Source organism: Pseudomonas sp. TH31, from assembly GCF_016650815.1.
Lineage (GTDB): Bacteria > Pseudomonadota > Gammaproteobacteria > Pseudomonadales > Pseudomonadaceae > Aquipseudomonas.
The window spans coordinates 319,288-333,706 of record NZ_JAEKEZ010000033.1 but is presented as its reverse complement, the minus strand read 5'-3'; the positions used below and the strand labels follow the sequence as shown (position 1 = coordinate 333,706).

General features: G+C 62.1%; 11 protein-coding genes and 1 pseudogene. All 12 read right to left on the bottom strand.

Annotation, left to right across the window (positions count from 1 at the left end; translation table 11 throughout):
- Window positions 1–109: 109 nt before the first annotated feature.
- Complete coding sequence (locus tag JFV26_RS27145; protein WP_201196645.1) at window positions 110–1,189, bottom strand: tartrate dehydrogenase; 1,080 nt, start codon at window positions 1,187–1,189, stop codon at window positions 110–112.
- A 26-nt stretch (window positions 1,190–1,215) separates the two neighbouring features.
- A pseudogene (locus JFV26_RS27140) lies at window positions 1,216–2,672 on the bottom strand (NAD-dependent succinate-semialdehyde dehydrogenase).
- A 237-nt stretch (window positions 2,673–2,909) separates the two neighbouring features.
- Entirely contained in the window at window positions 2,910–4,067 is a 1,158-nt protein-coding gene (gene argE / locus JFV26_RS27135; protein ID WP_201196643.1) for an acetylornithine deacetylase, read from the bottom strand.
- Window positions 4,064–5,218 carry an NAD(P)/FAD-dependent oxidoreductase gene (locus tag JFV26_RS27130; RefSeq protein WP_201196641.1) on the bottom strand — a complete coding sequence of 385 codons (1,155 nt, stop codon included), beginning with the start codon at window positions 5,216–5,218 and terminating at the stop codon, window positions 4,064–4,066. The genes argE and JFV26_RS27130 overlap by 4 nt, the downstream gene beginning before the upstream one ends.
- Window positions 5,215–6,591, bottom strand: a complete 1,377-nt coding sequence (locus JFV26_RS27125) for an FAD/NAD(P)-dependent oxidoreductase (RefSeq protein ID WP_201196640.1) — start codon at window positions 6,589–6,591, stop codon at window positions 5,215–5,217. Before JFV26_RS27125 ends, JFV26_RS27130 begins: the two co-directional genes overlap by 4 nt.
- Window positions 6,573–6,881 carry a (2Fe-2S)-binding protein gene (locus tag JFV26_RS27120; RefSeq protein WP_201196638.1) on the bottom strand — a complete coding sequence of 103 codons (309 nt, stop codon included), beginning with the start codon at window positions 6,879–6,881 and terminating at the stop codon, window positions 6,573–6,575. The genes JFV26_RS27125 and JFV26_RS27120 overlap by 19 nt, the downstream gene beginning before the upstream one ends.
- Window positions 6,878–8,719 (bottom strand): ABC transporter ATP-binding protein, encoded by a 1,842-nt coding sequence (locus tag JFV26_RS27115; protein ID WP_201196636.1) that lies wholly within the window; start codon window positions 8,717–8,719, stop codon window positions 6,878–6,880. Before JFV26_RS27115 ends, JFV26_RS27120 begins: the two co-directional genes overlap by 4 nt.
- A gap of 1 nt (window position 8,720) precedes the next feature.
- Window positions 8,721–9,596: an ABC transporter permease gene (locus tag JFV26_RS27110; protein WP_201196635.1), complete on the bottom strand. Its 876-nt coding sequence runs from the start codon at window positions 9,594–9,596 to the stop codon at window positions 8,721–8,723.
- Window positions 9,593–10,549: an ABC transporter permease gene (locus JFV26_RS27105; RefSeq protein WP_054050496.1), complete on the bottom strand. Its 957-nt coding sequence runs from the start codon at window positions 10,547–10,549 to the stop codon at window positions 9,593–9,595. The genes JFV26_RS27110 and JFV26_RS27105 overlap by 4 nt, the downstream gene beginning before the upstream one ends.
- Window positions 10,550–10,605: 56 nt before the next feature.
- Window positions 10,606–12,243: an ABC transporter substrate-binding protein gene (locus JFV26_RS27100; RefSeq protein ID WP_201196633.1), complete on the bottom strand. Its 1,638-nt coding sequence runs from the start codon at window positions 12,241–12,243 to the stop codon at window positions 10,606–10,608.
- 83 nt (window positions 12,244–12,326) lie between these two features.
- A complete protein-coding gene (locus JFV26_RS27095) occupies window positions 12,327–13,601 on the bottom strand; it encodes an NAD(P)/FAD-dependent oxidoreductase (protein WP_201196631.1) in 1,275 nt (424 codons plus the stop codon).
- Between the two features lie 43 nt (window positions 13,602–13,644).
- Window positions 13,645–14,313 carry a haloacid dehalogenase type II gene (locus JFV26_RS27090; protein ID WP_090319036.1) on the bottom strand — a complete coding sequence of 223 codons (669 nt, stop codon included), beginning with the start codon at window positions 14,311–14,313 and terminating at the stop codon, window positions 13,645–13,647.
- Between the last annotated feature and the right edge of the window lie 106 nt (window positions 14,314–14,419).

Genomic DNA, 14,419 nt, shown 5'->3' with positions numbered 1-14,419 from the left:
CCTGTAGGAGCTGAGCTTGCTCGCGAAGGCGGCATGTCAGGCGACATCAATATCGGCTGAAAGGACGCCTTCGCGAGCAAGCTCTGCTCCTACAGGGGTTTGTGGTGATTCAGAGGTTATCAGCGATGGCTTTGCCCACGTCTTGAGTGGAGCCCTTCCCGCCCAGATCCGGCGTGATCGGTCCTTCGGCGATGACACGTTCGATGGCTTGCAAAATCCCATCATGGGCCGCCCGATAGCGCTCATCGCCGTTGCCGAGGAAATCCAGCATCAACGCCCCCGACCAGATCATCGCAATCGGATTGGCAATGTTCTGCCCGTAGATATCCGGCGCCGAGCCATGCACCGGCTCAAACAACGACGGAAACCGGCGCTCCGGGTCAAGATTCGCCGAGGGCGCAATGCCAATGGTCCCGGCACACGCCGGCCCCAGGTCGGACAGAATGTCGCCAAACAGGTTCGACGCCACCACCACATCAAACCGGTCCGGTTGCAAAACGAAACGCGCGCACAAAATGTCGATGTGCTGCTTGTCCCAAGTGATCTGCGGGTACTGTGCCGCCATCAACGCCGTGCGTTCGTCCCAGTACGGCATGCTGATGGAAATCCCGTTGGATTTGGTCGCTGCCGTCAGGCGCTTGCGCGGCCGGGTCTGGGCCAGTTCGAAGGCGAACTTGAGAATCCGGTCCACGCCACGGCGGGTGAACACAGACTCTTGCAGCACGAATTCATGCTCGGTGCCTTCGAACATTTTGCCGCCGACCGAGGAGTATTCGCCCTCGGTGTTCTCGCGGATCACCACAAAATCGATGTCCCCCGGCTTGCGTCCGGCCAGCGGGCACGGCACGCCGGGGAACAGCCGTACCGGGCGGATGTTCACGTACTGGTCGAAGTCGCGGCGAAACTTCAGCAGCGAACCCCACAGGGAAATATGATCTGGTACTTTGTCCGGCCAGCCCACGGCGCCAAAGTAGATCGCGTCAAAACCCTTGAGCTGTTCGAACCAGTCGTCGGGCATCATCTGCCCGTGTTCCAGGTAGTAATCGCAGTGCGCCCAGTCGAGCACTTCGATACTCAAATCCAGCTGCCATTTCTTCGCAGCCTGCTCCAGCACCCGCAAGCCTTCCGGCAGGACTTCCTTGCCGATGCCATCGCCGGCAATCGCGGCGATTCTGAATGTCTTGCTCATCAACTTGCCTCCCCAGTGTCTGTAAATTACAGCCCGCCAATGTGGAAGGCTTTGACTTCAAGGTACTCGTCCAGGCCGTACTTGCTGCCTTCGCGGCCCAGGCCCGATTGCTTGATGCCGCCGAACGGCGCGACTTCCATGGAAATGATCCCGGTGTTGAGCCCGACCATGCCAAACTCCAGCGCCTCGCCGAAACGCCATGAACGGCGCAGATCCTGAGTGAAATAGTAGGCGCCCAAACCGTAAGGCGTGGCGTTGGCCAGTGCGAGGGCTTCGGCTTCGTCGGTGAAACGCATCAGCGGCGCCACCGGGCCGAAGGTTTCTTCGTTGGCCAGCAGCATGCCGGCGTGGGTCTCGCCGAGGACCGTGGGCTGCACAAACTGGCTATCACCCTCGGGAATGCCGCCGCAGAGCAACCGTGCGCCTTGGCTCAAGGCATCGTCGATGTGCCGGGCGACTTTGCTCACCGCTGCCGGGTTGATCAGCGGGCCGATGGTAACGTCGGCAGCGAGGCCGTTGCCGACCTTGAGCTTGCCGACCTCTTCCACCAGCCGTTGGGCGAAACGTTCGTAAATACCGTTTTGCACCAGGATCCGGTTGGCGCAGACGCAGGTCTGGCCGGCGTTGCGAAATTTGCTGAGCATGATCCCGGCCACGGCCTGTTCCAGGTCCGCGTCGTCGAACACGATAAATGGCGCGTTACCGCCCAGTTCCAGGCTCAAGCGCTTGATCTGTTCGGCGCTTTGGCGCATCAACAAACGGCCGACAGCGGTGGAACCGGTGAAGGAAATCTTGCGCACCGTCGGGTTGCTGGTCAGTTCTTCGCCAATGCCGGCGGGCATGCCGGTCAACACGTTGAACACGCCCGCAGGGATGCCAACCCGTTCTGCCAGGACGGCCAGGGCCAGGGCCGACAGCGGCGTCAGGTCCGAGGGTTTGACGATGATCGGGCAACCGGCAGCCAAGGCTGGCGCGCACTTGCGGGTGATCATCGCGTTGGGGAAATTCCATGGGGTGATCGCGGCGCAGACGCCCACCGGTTGCTTGAGCGTTAAAAGTCGACGGTCGCCGCTGGGGGCCGGCATCGTTTCGCCGTAGACCCGCCGGGCTTCTTCGGCGAACCATTTGACGAAACCGGCACCGTAGCGGACTTCGCCTTTGGCCTCGTTCAGCGGCTTGCCCTGTTCGCAGGTCATGATCAGTGCCAGGTCGTCGAGGTTGTCGATCATGGCCTGATACCAACGCTCCAGCAGTGCCGCACGTTCGGCTGCCGGGCGGGCGCGCCAGGCGGGCCAGGCGTTGTCGGCGGCCTCGATGGCCCGGCGGGTTTCCACGCCTTGCATGGCCGGCACCGGGCGAGCAACTGGCCGCTGGCCGGGTCGATGACGTCCAGGGTCGCGGCGTTATCGGCACCAATCCACTGCCCGTTTACATAGGCAAGTTCTGCTAAAAGGCTGGGGTCTTTCAAACGATTCTTGAGCATGGTCGAGTCCTGATCCGAGACAGGCTTTAGTCTAGGGAGGCGCTGCGGGGGAGGATGCTGAAAGCACCGTTTGGGCGGTGTTGGATGCTGAAAATCGGGGTGGGACGGCAGGCTCTGCCGGCAAGCAAAGTCAAAAGATCGCAGCCTTCGGCAGCTCCTACATGGATTGAGTTCACCCACAAAATTGCGGCGTACATCGAACTTGTAGGAGCTGCCGAAGGCTGCGATCTTTTGATCTTAAACCTTCAACGAACCCAACAAACCTTCAAGAAACCGCTCGCCGGCCTCCATCTGGCTGATCTCGATAAACTCGTCCGGCTTGTGCGCCTGTTCAATCGAGCCCGGCCCGCAGACCACCACCGGCACATCCAGCCGCTGCTTGAACAACCCGCCCTCAGTACCGAACGAAACTTTGGCCGTACCGGTATCCGGCGCGGCGAAGTTTTTCAGGAAGCGCACCGCTTCAACGCTCGGATGCGTATCGAGGCCGGGATACACGTTAAGGGTTTCAATTTCGATCGCCGCAACACTCGACAACAGCCGAGCCTCGCGCACGATCACTTGCGCCCGCTCCTGCATGTGCTCCAGAAACTGATCCAGATTATCCGCCGGCAAATTACGCACTTCGAAATCCAGGGTGCACAGGTTCGGCACGATGTTCAGCGCCCGGCCGCCGCCAATCTGCCCGACATGCACGGTGCTGTAGGGCACGTCGTAATCGGCATCCTGAGCACCCTGCTCTTGCAGTTGCTGCTGGCTCTGACGCAGCGCAGCAATGAAATCGCAGGCCACGTGAATGGCATTGACCGAGCGCGGTGCCAGCGACGAGTGCGCCTCCAGCCCCCGACAATAGGTGCGATACGAGCCCTTGCCCTTGTGCCCGAGCACGAATTGCATGTTGGTCGGCTCACCGATCAGGCACAAAAACGGCCGCACCGGCGCCAGGTGCAGCACGTCGAGCAAACGACGTACGCCAACGCACCCGGTTTCTTCATCATGGGACAGCGCCAGTTGCAGCGGCCGGCTCAGGGAATGGTCCGCGGCATCAAGCATCGCGTCGATGGCCAGGGCAATAAAGCCTTTCATATCGCAACTGCCGCGCCCGTAAATCTTGCCGTCCTGCACCGTCGCCTGAAATGCCGGGACGGTCCAGGCCTGCCCCGCTGCTGGCACCACATCGGTGTGCCCGGACAGCAGAATCCCCGGCAGCGACTTCGGCCCGGTGCTGGCAAACAGGTTGGCCTTTTTGCCGGTTTCATCCTTGACGATCAGCGACTCGATGCCCTTGGTCAGTAGCAGGTCGCGCACATACTCGATCAGGGCCATGTTCGACTCCGAAGAGACGGTGTCGAACGCCATCAAACGTTTGAGAATATCCAGTACACGGGGTTTCATGAGGCCTTGCTCCGTTGCTCGGCTAAATGGGCGAACCGACGGATAGAGAACGGCTCAATCGAAGTGCTGGTGCTGCCGGTGCTGATCAATTCGGCCATGACGTCGCCGACGCCGGGGCCGAGCTGGAAACCGTGCCCGCAGAAGCCGAACGCGTAGAACAAGCCGTCGACCGTACCGCTTGGGCCCATGATCGGCAAGGAATCCGGCAAGTAACCTTCGATGCCACTCCAGACCCGGATGATGTTCAGGTTACCGACGCCCGGCAGCAGACGGCGCATCTGTTCCATCTGGTTGAGGATGCTGCGCGGCTCAACGTAAGCCCGGCGATTGAGCATGTCCGGTTTGCTGCGGTAGCCGCCGCCAATGACGATATTGCCGCGAGGGATCTGCCGGAAGTAGATCACTTCCTCGGGAATCTTTGTGTACACGCCGATCACCGTAGGCAAGGCGTAGGGCACCGGTTCGGTCACGGCCATTTGTGGACCGTGGGTGTCCAGCGGCACCGGCTCGCCGAACTGGTCCGAGAGTTTTTGCCCCCAGGCACCGGCAGTGATCAGCAGTTGTGCGGCGCTGAACCGGCGACCGTCAGTGCTGGTAACGCTGAACTCGCCGCCGACTTTCTGCACCTCGGCGACTTCAGTCTGCTCCTCGATCTGCGCGCCGAGCCTTCGGGCCGCACGGGCAAATGCCGGGGCCGCCAGACGCGGGTTGGCGTGGCCATCGTGAGGTGCGTAGGAACCGCCCTTCACGTCCGGGCCGAGGAACGGAAAGCGCTGATGCAATTCGGCGCCGCGATAGATTTTCAGGTCCAGTTGCGCCGCCTCAGGTGCAGCGGCATAGGCCTCAAGCTCAGCGATTTCGTCTTCGCGATAACACACGCGCATGTGGCCGCTGGCGATGAATTCGAGGTCATCGTCGATCAGCTCCGGCAAGCGCTTCCACAATGCCCAGGAACGGTTGGCCAACTCCAGTTGCCCGAGATAACGCCCTTGACGCCGGACATTGCCGAAGTTCACGCCGCTGGCGTACTGACCGATCTGGTCGCGCTCCAGCAGAATCACCGACTGCCCGCGACGACGCAGGAAAAACGCCGCCGCCGAGCCCATCAGGCCGCCACCGACAATCACCACATCGGCTTTCTGTACGGTCATGGCGAGACCTCCTCGGTGAGCATCGAAAGGGGTTTGACCGGCGCCTGGCCGCGTTGGCGGCCGACTTGTTGCACGCTAACGCCTGCCGCAGCGGCAATCACCTCGGCCCCGGCCTGAGAGCAATAACGGCCTTGGCAGCGGCCCATGCCCACCCTGCTGAACGCCTTGGCCCGATTGACTTCGCAGGCGCCCTTCTCGCTGACCACCGCACGCAATTCACCGGCGCTGATCATCTCGCAACGGCAAACGATGGCGGTGTCGGGCAAGGATTTGGCTTGCTCGGCAGGCCAGGGAAACGCCTGGGCCAGACCGAGGCGAAACTGGTCCATCACCGCCAGTGCCTGGCGTTGTTCGTCGCGTAATCCGGCGTTGACGGGTTGGTGCAGGTCTTCCAGCAGTGCCATGGCCACCAGGCGACCGGCGTGTTCAGCGGCGTCCGCGCCGCGAATCTTCGAACCGTCACCCGCCGCGTACACTCCGCTCACCGAGGTCCGGCCCTCTTCATCCACTGCCAGCCACCATTGGCCCGACGCTTCGTCGAAACGCATGCGGCAACCGGCAAGATCGGCCAATTGGGTTTCCGGGCGCAAGTGATAACCGAGCGCCACGGCATCGCAATCCACATTCAACGTCTCGCCGCGAGCCGTCAGCACCCGCACGCCGCTGACGCCGTTGGCCGCATCACCCTGAACTTGCAAAGGCTTGATCCCCAAGTGCAGCGGGATCTTCGCCCGATACAACTGTGCCAACAGTTTCATTCCAGTGAACAGCAATCCGGGACGCGCCAGCAATTTTGGCAAAGCGCCAATGCGCTTGATCATCGGCGACGTATCAAGCACCGCTGCTACCTTCGCGCCGGCCTTGACGTATTGGCTCGCGACCAAATACAGCAACGGCCCGCTGCCCATAAACACCACGCTGTGACCAATGGACACGGCCTGGGACTTGAGCGCAATTTGCGCCCCGCCCAGGCTGTAGGTGCCCGCCAACTGCCAGCCTTCAATCGGCATCAAGCGGTCGGTGGCGCCGGTGCAGAGGATCAGCGCGTCGTAATCCACCGTCGAATGTTTGCCCTGGCTGACGCAGCACAACTGCCCTGGTGTCAGGTTCCACACCAAGGTGTCGGGGCGATAATCGATAGAACCGCGCAGGCGATCAAAACTTTCGTGCAGGTCCCGCGCCTTGCGCGCCTCGGAGCCGTACAGCGTGGCGTAATTACGGCTAAACCCTTGCGGCTGACGACGGTAAATCTGCCCGCCATCCCGGCGATTTTCATCGAGTAACATTGGTTTGAATCCCGCCGCCACCAGGGTTTCGGCACAGCGAATACCCGCCGGCCCCGCGCCCACAATGACTATCCGTGCAGTGGCCATGTCGCCTCCGGTTGTGTGGTGACGATGTCCAGCCCTTCACGGACCTCGTTGGAGCACGCACGCAGGCGTTCGCCGCTGCGGGTCCAGACCCAGCAATCCTGGCACGCGCCCATCAGGCAAAAACCGGCACGTCGCCCTGAATCGAACTCCGACTGGCGCAGCGCATTGCCCTGGGTCAGCAAAGCGACCATCAACGTATCGCCTTGCAACGCCTCGATGGGTGCGCCGTCCACCGTCAAACTGACCGTCGGCCGGCTCTGCTCGGCCAGTCTCACAAAACGCCCCTTCATGCGTAGGCTCCCTGGGTCATGGTGATCAGATCCTGCTGGGTTTTCAGCAACTCGGTGCTGTCGTGGTGGCAGAGGATTTCACTGCCGCCGTCGAGGGTGCGGCGGTTCGGCGCCGTGCGATTGCACAAGCCATCGACCCGCACCGGGCAACGACTGAGGAAGGTGCACAGCTCCGGTACGTTGGCCTTGGCGCCAATTGGCGGCAGCTCGCCACAGGTGGTACCGCAGTTTTCCAGCCAGCCCTGACGCAGTTCCGGCACCGAATGGATCAACAGATCGGTGTACGGATGAAACGGCGCCTGGGCAAACGACTGCCGAGTGCCGGCCTGGATCTTGTGGCCGCTGTACATCACCACGATGTCGTCGCACAGCGCCCGCACCGTGGAGATGTCGTGGCTGATAAACAGATAGGAAACCCCCAATTGCTGACGCAGATCGCGCAGCAGTTCGAGAATCGCCGCGCCGACCACCGTGTCCAGGGCCGAAGTCACTTCATCGCAGAGAATCAGATCCGGTTTCGCCGCCAAGGCACGGGCCAGGTTGACCCGTTGTTTCTGCCCGCCGGACAGTTCATTCGGCCGTCGTTCGGCCAGGGTTCGGGGCAGACGCACTAAGTCCAGCAACTCGCCGATACGTTCGCGCAACGCCGCACCTTTGAGGCCGAAATACATCTTCAGCGGCCGGCTCAGAATGGTGCTGACGCTGTGCATCGGGTTGAGCGCCGTGTCGGCGTTCTGGAAGACCATTTGAATGCGACGGAACTGTTCGTCAGTCCGTTCGCAGAGGCCGCCACCCAACGGCTGGCCGTCAAAGGTCAATCCGCCGAGCGCCGGGGTCAACAACCCTGCGACTACCCGCGCCAGGGTCGACTTGCCGGAACCCGACTCACCAATCACGCCGATGGCCTGGCCCCGGCGCACGGTCAGGTCGATGTCTTCGAGCACGCGGATCGACGGCATGCCTTGCATGTTCTTGTTGCCGTAACCGGCAGTCAGGCCCTTGATCGTCAGCAGCGGTTGGTCTTCGGCGATGCCGCTGGGCGGACGAATCGTCGTGTCGGGGCGTGCCGCTGCCAACAGGCTGCGGGTGTATTCGTGGGTCGGCGCCTTGAGCAGCGGCGCGGTGGCGCTCTGTTCGAAGATCTGGCCGCCGTTAAGCACGACGATCTGGTCGGCCATCTGAGCAACCACCGCGAGGTCGTGGGAGACATAAACCGCTGTTGCCCCACGTTCCCGGACCACCCGTTTGAATGCACGAAGCACGTCGATCTGGGTGGTGACGTCGAGGGCGGTGGTCGGTTCGTCGAGCACTACCAGCAACGGATCGCTGATCAGCGCCATCGCCGCCATCACCCGTTGCAGTTGCCCGCCAGACACCTGGTGCGGGTAGCGCTGGCCGATATGATCCGGGTCCGGCAACGCCAGGTCGCGGAACAGTTCAATCGCTTTGGCTTCAAGCACCGCGCGACTGCCGAGGCCATGAATCAAAGCGCCCTCCACCACTTGATCGATCAGTTTCTTCGCCGGGTTGAAGGCCGCCGCCGCGCTTTGGGCGATGTACGACACCCGATTGCCGCGCAGGCCTTGCAGTTCCTTTTCGCTCAGCGCCAGCATGTTGTCCTCGCCAACCTGCACCACCCCGCCGGACAACCGGCAGCCGCGTCTTGCATAACCCAGCAGCGCCAAGGCGATGGTGGTCTTGCCGGAGCCGGACTCGCCGATCAACGCCAGCACTTCACCTTTTTCCAGGGAAAAGCTCACACCTTTGACGATTTCGGTTTCGCCGCGCTCGCCACAGGCGACCACCCGCAGGTCTTCGACTCGAATCAATTCACTCATTTCAATGACCTCCCGTACGGCGACTACGTCGGGATGACAGTCTGTCGATAAACAGATTCACACCGATGGTCAGGGTGCCAATGGCCAGCGCCGGAATCACGATGGCCGGCGCGCCCTGGTTGAGGCCGCCAATATTTTCCCGGACCAGGGACCCGAGGTCGGCATCCGGCGGTTGCACACCGAGGCCGAGAAAGCTCATGCCACTGAGCAACAGCACGATGAAGCCAAAGCGCAGCCCGAGGTCGGTCAGCACCGGGTTGAGCATGTTTGGCAGGATCTCCACACACGCGATGTACAACCGGCGCTCGCCACGGGTCCGGGCGACTTGCACGTACTCCAGCGCTTCGATATTCACCGCCATGCTGCGGGCGATGCGGAACGCGCCAGGGGTGAAACTCAGGACCGCCGTGCAGATCAGCAAGGTCACTGAAGAGCCGAAAGCCGAGACCATGATCAGCGCCAGCATCTTGCTCGGGATCGAGATAAAGGCATCCATCATGCGACTGATCACTTCGTCCAGCCACTTCGGCGAAACCACCGACAGCAACGCGCAACTGGTGCCCAGCCCGCTGGCCAACACCGCCGCCACCAACGCCAGGCCCACGGTGAAACGGGCGCCGACGAGGATCCGGCTGAGCATGTCGCGGCCCAGGTAATCGGTGCCAAACGGGTAAAGCGCACTGATGCTGTCGAAGACATTGTCAGAGACCACTTCGCCCACCGGGTGCGGCGCCAGCCATGGGCCGAAAATCGCCACCAGCAACCAGATCACGCACATCCCGGCGCCGATCAGACCCAGCCACGCCGGGCCATGAGACACCTTGCCAACCGACAGGTCGGGGGTCTTGGGCGTCGATTTCACAATGAGATTGTTCATTGGTTTCTCAGCCTCGGATTGGACAGAATCGCGCACAGGTCGGCAATCAGCACCAACCCCAGGTACGCCGTACAAAACAGCATGGTGCAGGCCTGGACCAGCGCCATGTCACGGTTGGTCACGGCATCGACCATCAGGCTGGCGATACCGGGATAGTTGAAGATCGTCTCGACAATCACCACCCCGCCCAGCAGGTACGACAGGCTCAGGGCGATGGCATTGGCAATCGGCCCGATCGCGTTGGGCAAGGCATGGCGCAGCACGATACGCATCGGGCTGACGCCTTTGAGCCGGGCCATTTCCACGTAAGGACTGTCGAGTTGATCGATGACGGCGGCCCGGGTCATGCGGGCCATTTGCGCGACGATCACGCAGCAGAGCGTCATCACCGGCAAAGCGTAAGTGCGCATGAATTGCCAGGGCGAGGTGATGTCGCTGGCATAGGACAGCGCCGACAACCAACCGAGGTTCACCGCAAAAATCAGCACCGCCAGGGTCGCCACCAGAAACTCCGGGACGGCGACCATGGCCAGGGTGAAGAAGCTCAGGAAACTGTCGATGCGCCCGCCACGGCCCATCGCCGAGCCGATGCCCAGAATCAGCGCCACCGGCACTGACACCAGCGCCGTGGCGGCCGCCAGCATCAGAGTGTTAGGCACCCGGCCGGCCATCAACTCGCCGACCGGCATCGCGTTGGACACCGACAAGCCCATGTCGCCGCTGAGCAGGTTCATCAACCAGTGCAGGTAACGCAGCACACCGGGCTGGTCGAGCCCCAGTTTCAGGCGCAAGGCCGCCACCTGTTCCGGCGTGGCGAACTGCCCGAGCGATTGTTGCGCCGCGTCCCCCGGCAGGACTGCCGTGATCGCAAACACGACCATGGACACGATCAACAAAGTCACGATCGCGGCGCCCAGACGCCGGCCGATCAACCACAGTGTATTGCTATTCATCGCCTACCCTCGTGCACTGTCCCTGCCGTACAACACGACTACCCTTCAAGGCCCGATCAAGCGTCCAGCCAGACCTGCTCGGCGAACATGTAGCCCATAAAGCCACCCAGCGGGTTGCTGCCGTAGCCTTTGATGCGCTGGTCGACGCCATCGATGTTGCTGATGAACACCGGCACGCCGATCCCGCTGTGGTCATGCACCAGGGTTTGCATGTCCGCGTACATCTTGCTGCGCTTGGCGTCATCGGTTTCGCCGCGAGCGAGCATCAGCAACTGGTCGAACTGGTCGTTCTGCCAACCGGATTCGTTCCATGGCGCTTTCGACTGGAAGAACTGCGAGAACATCACGTCGGCGTTCGGCCGCGGGTTGATGTTGCCGAAGCTCAGCGGGTGCTTCATCCAGTGGTTGGACCAATAGCCGTCGCTCGGCAAGCGGTTGACGTCGAGCTTGAGCCCGGCCTGCTTCGCCGATTGTTGCAACAGCACGGCGATGTCCACCGAACCGGTGGCGGCTGGAGACGCGACCAGCGGCATGCTGATGCTTTCCATGCCGGCCTTCTTCAGCAGGAACCTGGCTTTTTCCGGGTCGTAGACGGTTTGCGGCAGGTCGGCGTTGTAGTAGCGCGAACCGGGGGCAATCGGATGGTCGTTACCGACCACGGCAAAGCCACGGAACACGGCGGATTTGATCTGCTCGCGGTCCATCAGGTGCTTCATCGCCTGAGTGAATTCCGCGCTTTTGCCCGGCATCTGATCCTGACGGATGATCAAATCAGTGTAGTTGCCCGACGGCGCATCGACGACCCGGTGCTTGGCGCTGGCCTTGATCCGGGTGGTGGAACGCGGGTTGACCTCGTTGATCATGTGCACGTCGCCCGACAGCAGCGCGTTGACCCGCGACGGTTCGTCGGCAATCGCAATGAACTCGATTTCGTCGAGGTACGGCAGGCCCGGTTTCCAGTAGCCGGTGTTGCGCGCGGCAATCGAGCGCACGCCCGGTTTGAATTCCTTGACCTTGAACGGCCCGGTGCCGATGCCTTGGTTGAAGTCGGTGGTGCCTTCAGGAACGATCAGCAGGTGCGACACGGCGAGGATCGACGGCAATTCGGCGTTCGGTGCGCTGAGGCGGATCTGCACTTCGTTGGGGGCGGTGGCCTTGATCTCGACGAACTGCTCCATCAGCGGCATGACTTTGGAACCGGTCAACGGGTCCTTGTGCCGCGACAGCGAGAACACCACGTCGGCGGCGCTGAGGGTTTTGCCGTTGTGGAAGGTCACGTCCTTGCGCAGGGTGATGGTCCACAGCGTCGCATCGGTGTTATCGATGCGCTCGGCCAGCTCCAGTTGCGGCACCAGGTGCGGGTCAAAACGGGTCAGGCCGTTGTAGAACATGTAGTGGCGTACGTAGTCGGTGGACAGCGCACCTTTAGCCGGGTCGAGGGTGTCGGCGGTGGAGCTGGACATGCCGGCGACACGAATCCGCCCGCCCGGCTTGCCTTTGCCCGGGGTCGCGGCTTCGTCGGCGAACAGCTTGCCAGCGGCGCCGAACAGACTGCCGGCGCCCACGGCGGCAACGCCCGCCACGCCGAGCATTTGCAAGGCATTGCGGCGTGACATGCCGCGGTTGAGGCCTTCGAACACGCGCAGGCTGTCCTGGCCGGAGATCAGGGGTGAGTCGATCTTGTTGTCAGTCATATCAGTTGTACCTGTCGAGAAGGAGATGGCTCCGGTTGTCCGGGGCGTTGAAACGCAAACGACGGTGACGCCACAACATCAACTCAATGCAAATAGTCCTGGAAGCGGTAATAAGCGCCCACGAATGGCAGGAACCACGGCTTGCCAAAGTGTCCGGGGATCGCCGGCCAGTCGAGTTCACGCCAAGGGTTGGCGTCGACGTTGCCAGCCATCACCTCGGCCATGACCTGGCCCATGTGCACCGACATCTGTACCCCATGGCCGCTGTAGCCCATGGAGTGATAAACCCCGCCGTGCTGGCCGGCCCGAGGCAAGCGGTCGGACGTCATGTCCACCAAACCGCCCCAGCAATAGTCGATTTTCACGTTGGCCAACTGCGGGAACATCTGCACCATGGCGGCTTGCAGCACCTTGCCGCTCTTGGCATCGTTGACGCTGTCGGACATTGCGAATCGGGCACGGCCGCCGAACAGCAGGCGGTTGTCGGGTGTCAGGCGGAAGTAGTTACCGATCATGCGGCTGGTGACATAGGCCCGACGGCCCGGCAGCAGTCGATCGATCAACGCTTGCGGCAAGACTTCAGTGGCGATGACGAAACTGCCCACCGGGACGATCCGCCGCCGATACCAGCCCAACCCACCGTGCTGACAGGCGCCGGTGGCCAGCAATACTTGCCCGGCGTGCAGCGAACCCTTGCTGGTGTTGACCTGATAGCCGCCAGCCTGGGCTTTCCAATCCAGCACCGAGGTGCCTTGATGGATCAGCGCGCCGTGACGGGCCGCCGCTTCAGCCAGTCCGACACCGAAGCGCCCGACGTGCATCTGCACGCCGTTGCGTTGCAGCAAGCCCCCGTGGAACTGCGCCGAATTCACTTCGGCGCGGGTCTGTTCGGCGGACAGCAACTCGACATCGGCATCGACCTCCTTGCGAATCAATTCGCACGTCCGCGCCAGGCCTTCGTAGTGCATCGGCTTGGCGGCCAACTTGAGCTTGCCGTTGCGGATCAGGTCGCAGGCGATCCGTTCCTGTTCCACCAGCGACACCACGCTCTGCACCGCGCTTTCGTAGGCCTGGTAATAGGCCCGGGCCTTGTCGGCGCCGAGGCTGGCGCTGAGGCCGGCGTAATCCTGGGCGACCCCGGTGTTGCATTGGCCACCGTTGCGCCCCGAGGCTTCGCCGATCACTCGCCCGGCTTCGAGCACCACCACACTGGCGCCCTTCAAGGCCAACGCCCGAGCCGCCGCCAACCCGGTGAAACCGCCACCGACGATGGCCACATCGACCTGCCCGGGCAATGCGCCGAGCTGTGCACCGGTGAAGGCCGGTGCGGTGTCGAGCCAGTAGGATTCACTGCCCATGTCTATCCGCCTATGCCAGGAAAAGTGCCGTTACCGTTGCGACTCAGAGCCCGACCAACGCAGCCAGACCACCGATATCGGTGATCTGCTGGTAGCCGTAGAAGGCATTGGCCGGGACTTCGTGACCACGGGCAACGAAGGCCTTGTTCTTGATCTTCATGTCGTGGGCCGGCATCAGGTCGTAACGGAAGCTCGAAGACACATGCAAGATGTCTTCCGGACCGCAGTTGAGGTTGTCGAGCATGTATTCGAACGCGGCCAGACGCGGCTTGTAGGCCTGGGCCTGTTCAGCGGTGAATACCTTGTGGAACGGCGCGCCGAGCTTGTCGACGTTGGACATGATCTGGCTGTCGCTGGCGTTGGAGAAAATCACCAGGGGAATCTTGTCGGCGATTTTCGACAGGCCGGCCGGGACGTCCGGGTGCGGGCCCCAAGTCGGTACGGCGTCGTAATACAGCTGACCTTCGTCGCGGTATTCGATGCCCCAACGTTTACAGGTCCGCGCCAGGGCGGTCTTGAGGATTTCGTCGTAAGGCATCCAGTCACCCATGACCTGGTCGAGGCGATAGGCCGAGAAATCCTTGACGAACTGGTCCATCTGCTCGGCAGGAACGCGATCAGCGAAAATCTCGCGGGTCATCGTACCCATGTGGAAATTGGTCAGCGTACCGTAGCAGTCGAACGTAATGAATTTGGGGCGAAGGAAGCTCATTGAGTGCGGTCCTGAAGTTCGTTGAGGTCATGGCGCGACAAGCATTCGCTTCGGTTTCAAAGCGGTGATGCAACGCTGCAGCACACCGTCATTACAACACCGTGAA

Coding starts and splice junctions, on each gene's coding strand:
- JFV26_RS27145 (WP_201196645.1), bottom strand. CDS start 1,189: ATGAGCAAGACATTCAGAATCGCCGCGATTGCCGGCGATGGCATCGGC.
- argE (WP_201196643.1), bottom strand. CDS start 4,067: ATGAAACCCCGTGTACTGGATATTCTCAAACGTTTGATGGCGTTCGAC.
- JFV26_RS27130 (WP_201196641.1), bottom strand. CDS start 5,218: ATGACCGTACAGAAAGCCGATGTGGTGATTGTCGGTGGCGGCCTGATG.
- JFV26_RS27125 (WP_201196640.1), bottom strand. CDS start 6,591: ATGGCCACTGCACGGATAGTCATTGTGGGCGCGGGGCCGGCGGGTATT.
- JFV26_RS27120 (WP_201196638.1), bottom strand. CDS start 6,881: ATGAAGGGGCGTTTTGTGAGACTGGCCGAGCAGAGCCGGCCGACGGTC.
- JFV26_RS27115 (WP_201196636.1), bottom strand. CDS start 8,719: ATGAGTGAATTGATTCGAGTCGAAGACCTGCGGGTGGTCGCCTGTGGC.
- JFV26_RS27110 (WP_201196635.1), bottom strand. CDS start 9,596: ATGAACAATCTCATTGTGAAATCGACGCCCAAGACCCCCGACCTGTCG.
- JFV26_RS27105 (WP_054050496.1), bottom strand. CDS start 10,549: ATGAATAGCAATACACTGTGGTTGATCGGCCGGCGTCTGGGCGCCGCG.
- JFV26_RS27100 (WP_201196633.1), bottom strand. CDS start 12,243: ATGACTGACAACAAGATCGACTCACCCCTGATCTCCGGCCAGGACAGC.
- JFV26_RS27095 (WP_201196631.1), bottom strand. CDS start 13,601: ATGGGCAGTGAATCCTACTGGCTCGACACCGCACCGGCCTTCACCGGT.
- JFV26_RS27090 (WP_090319036.1), bottom strand. CDS start 14,313: ATGAGCTTCCTTCGCCCCAAATTCATTACGTTCGACTGCTACGGTACG.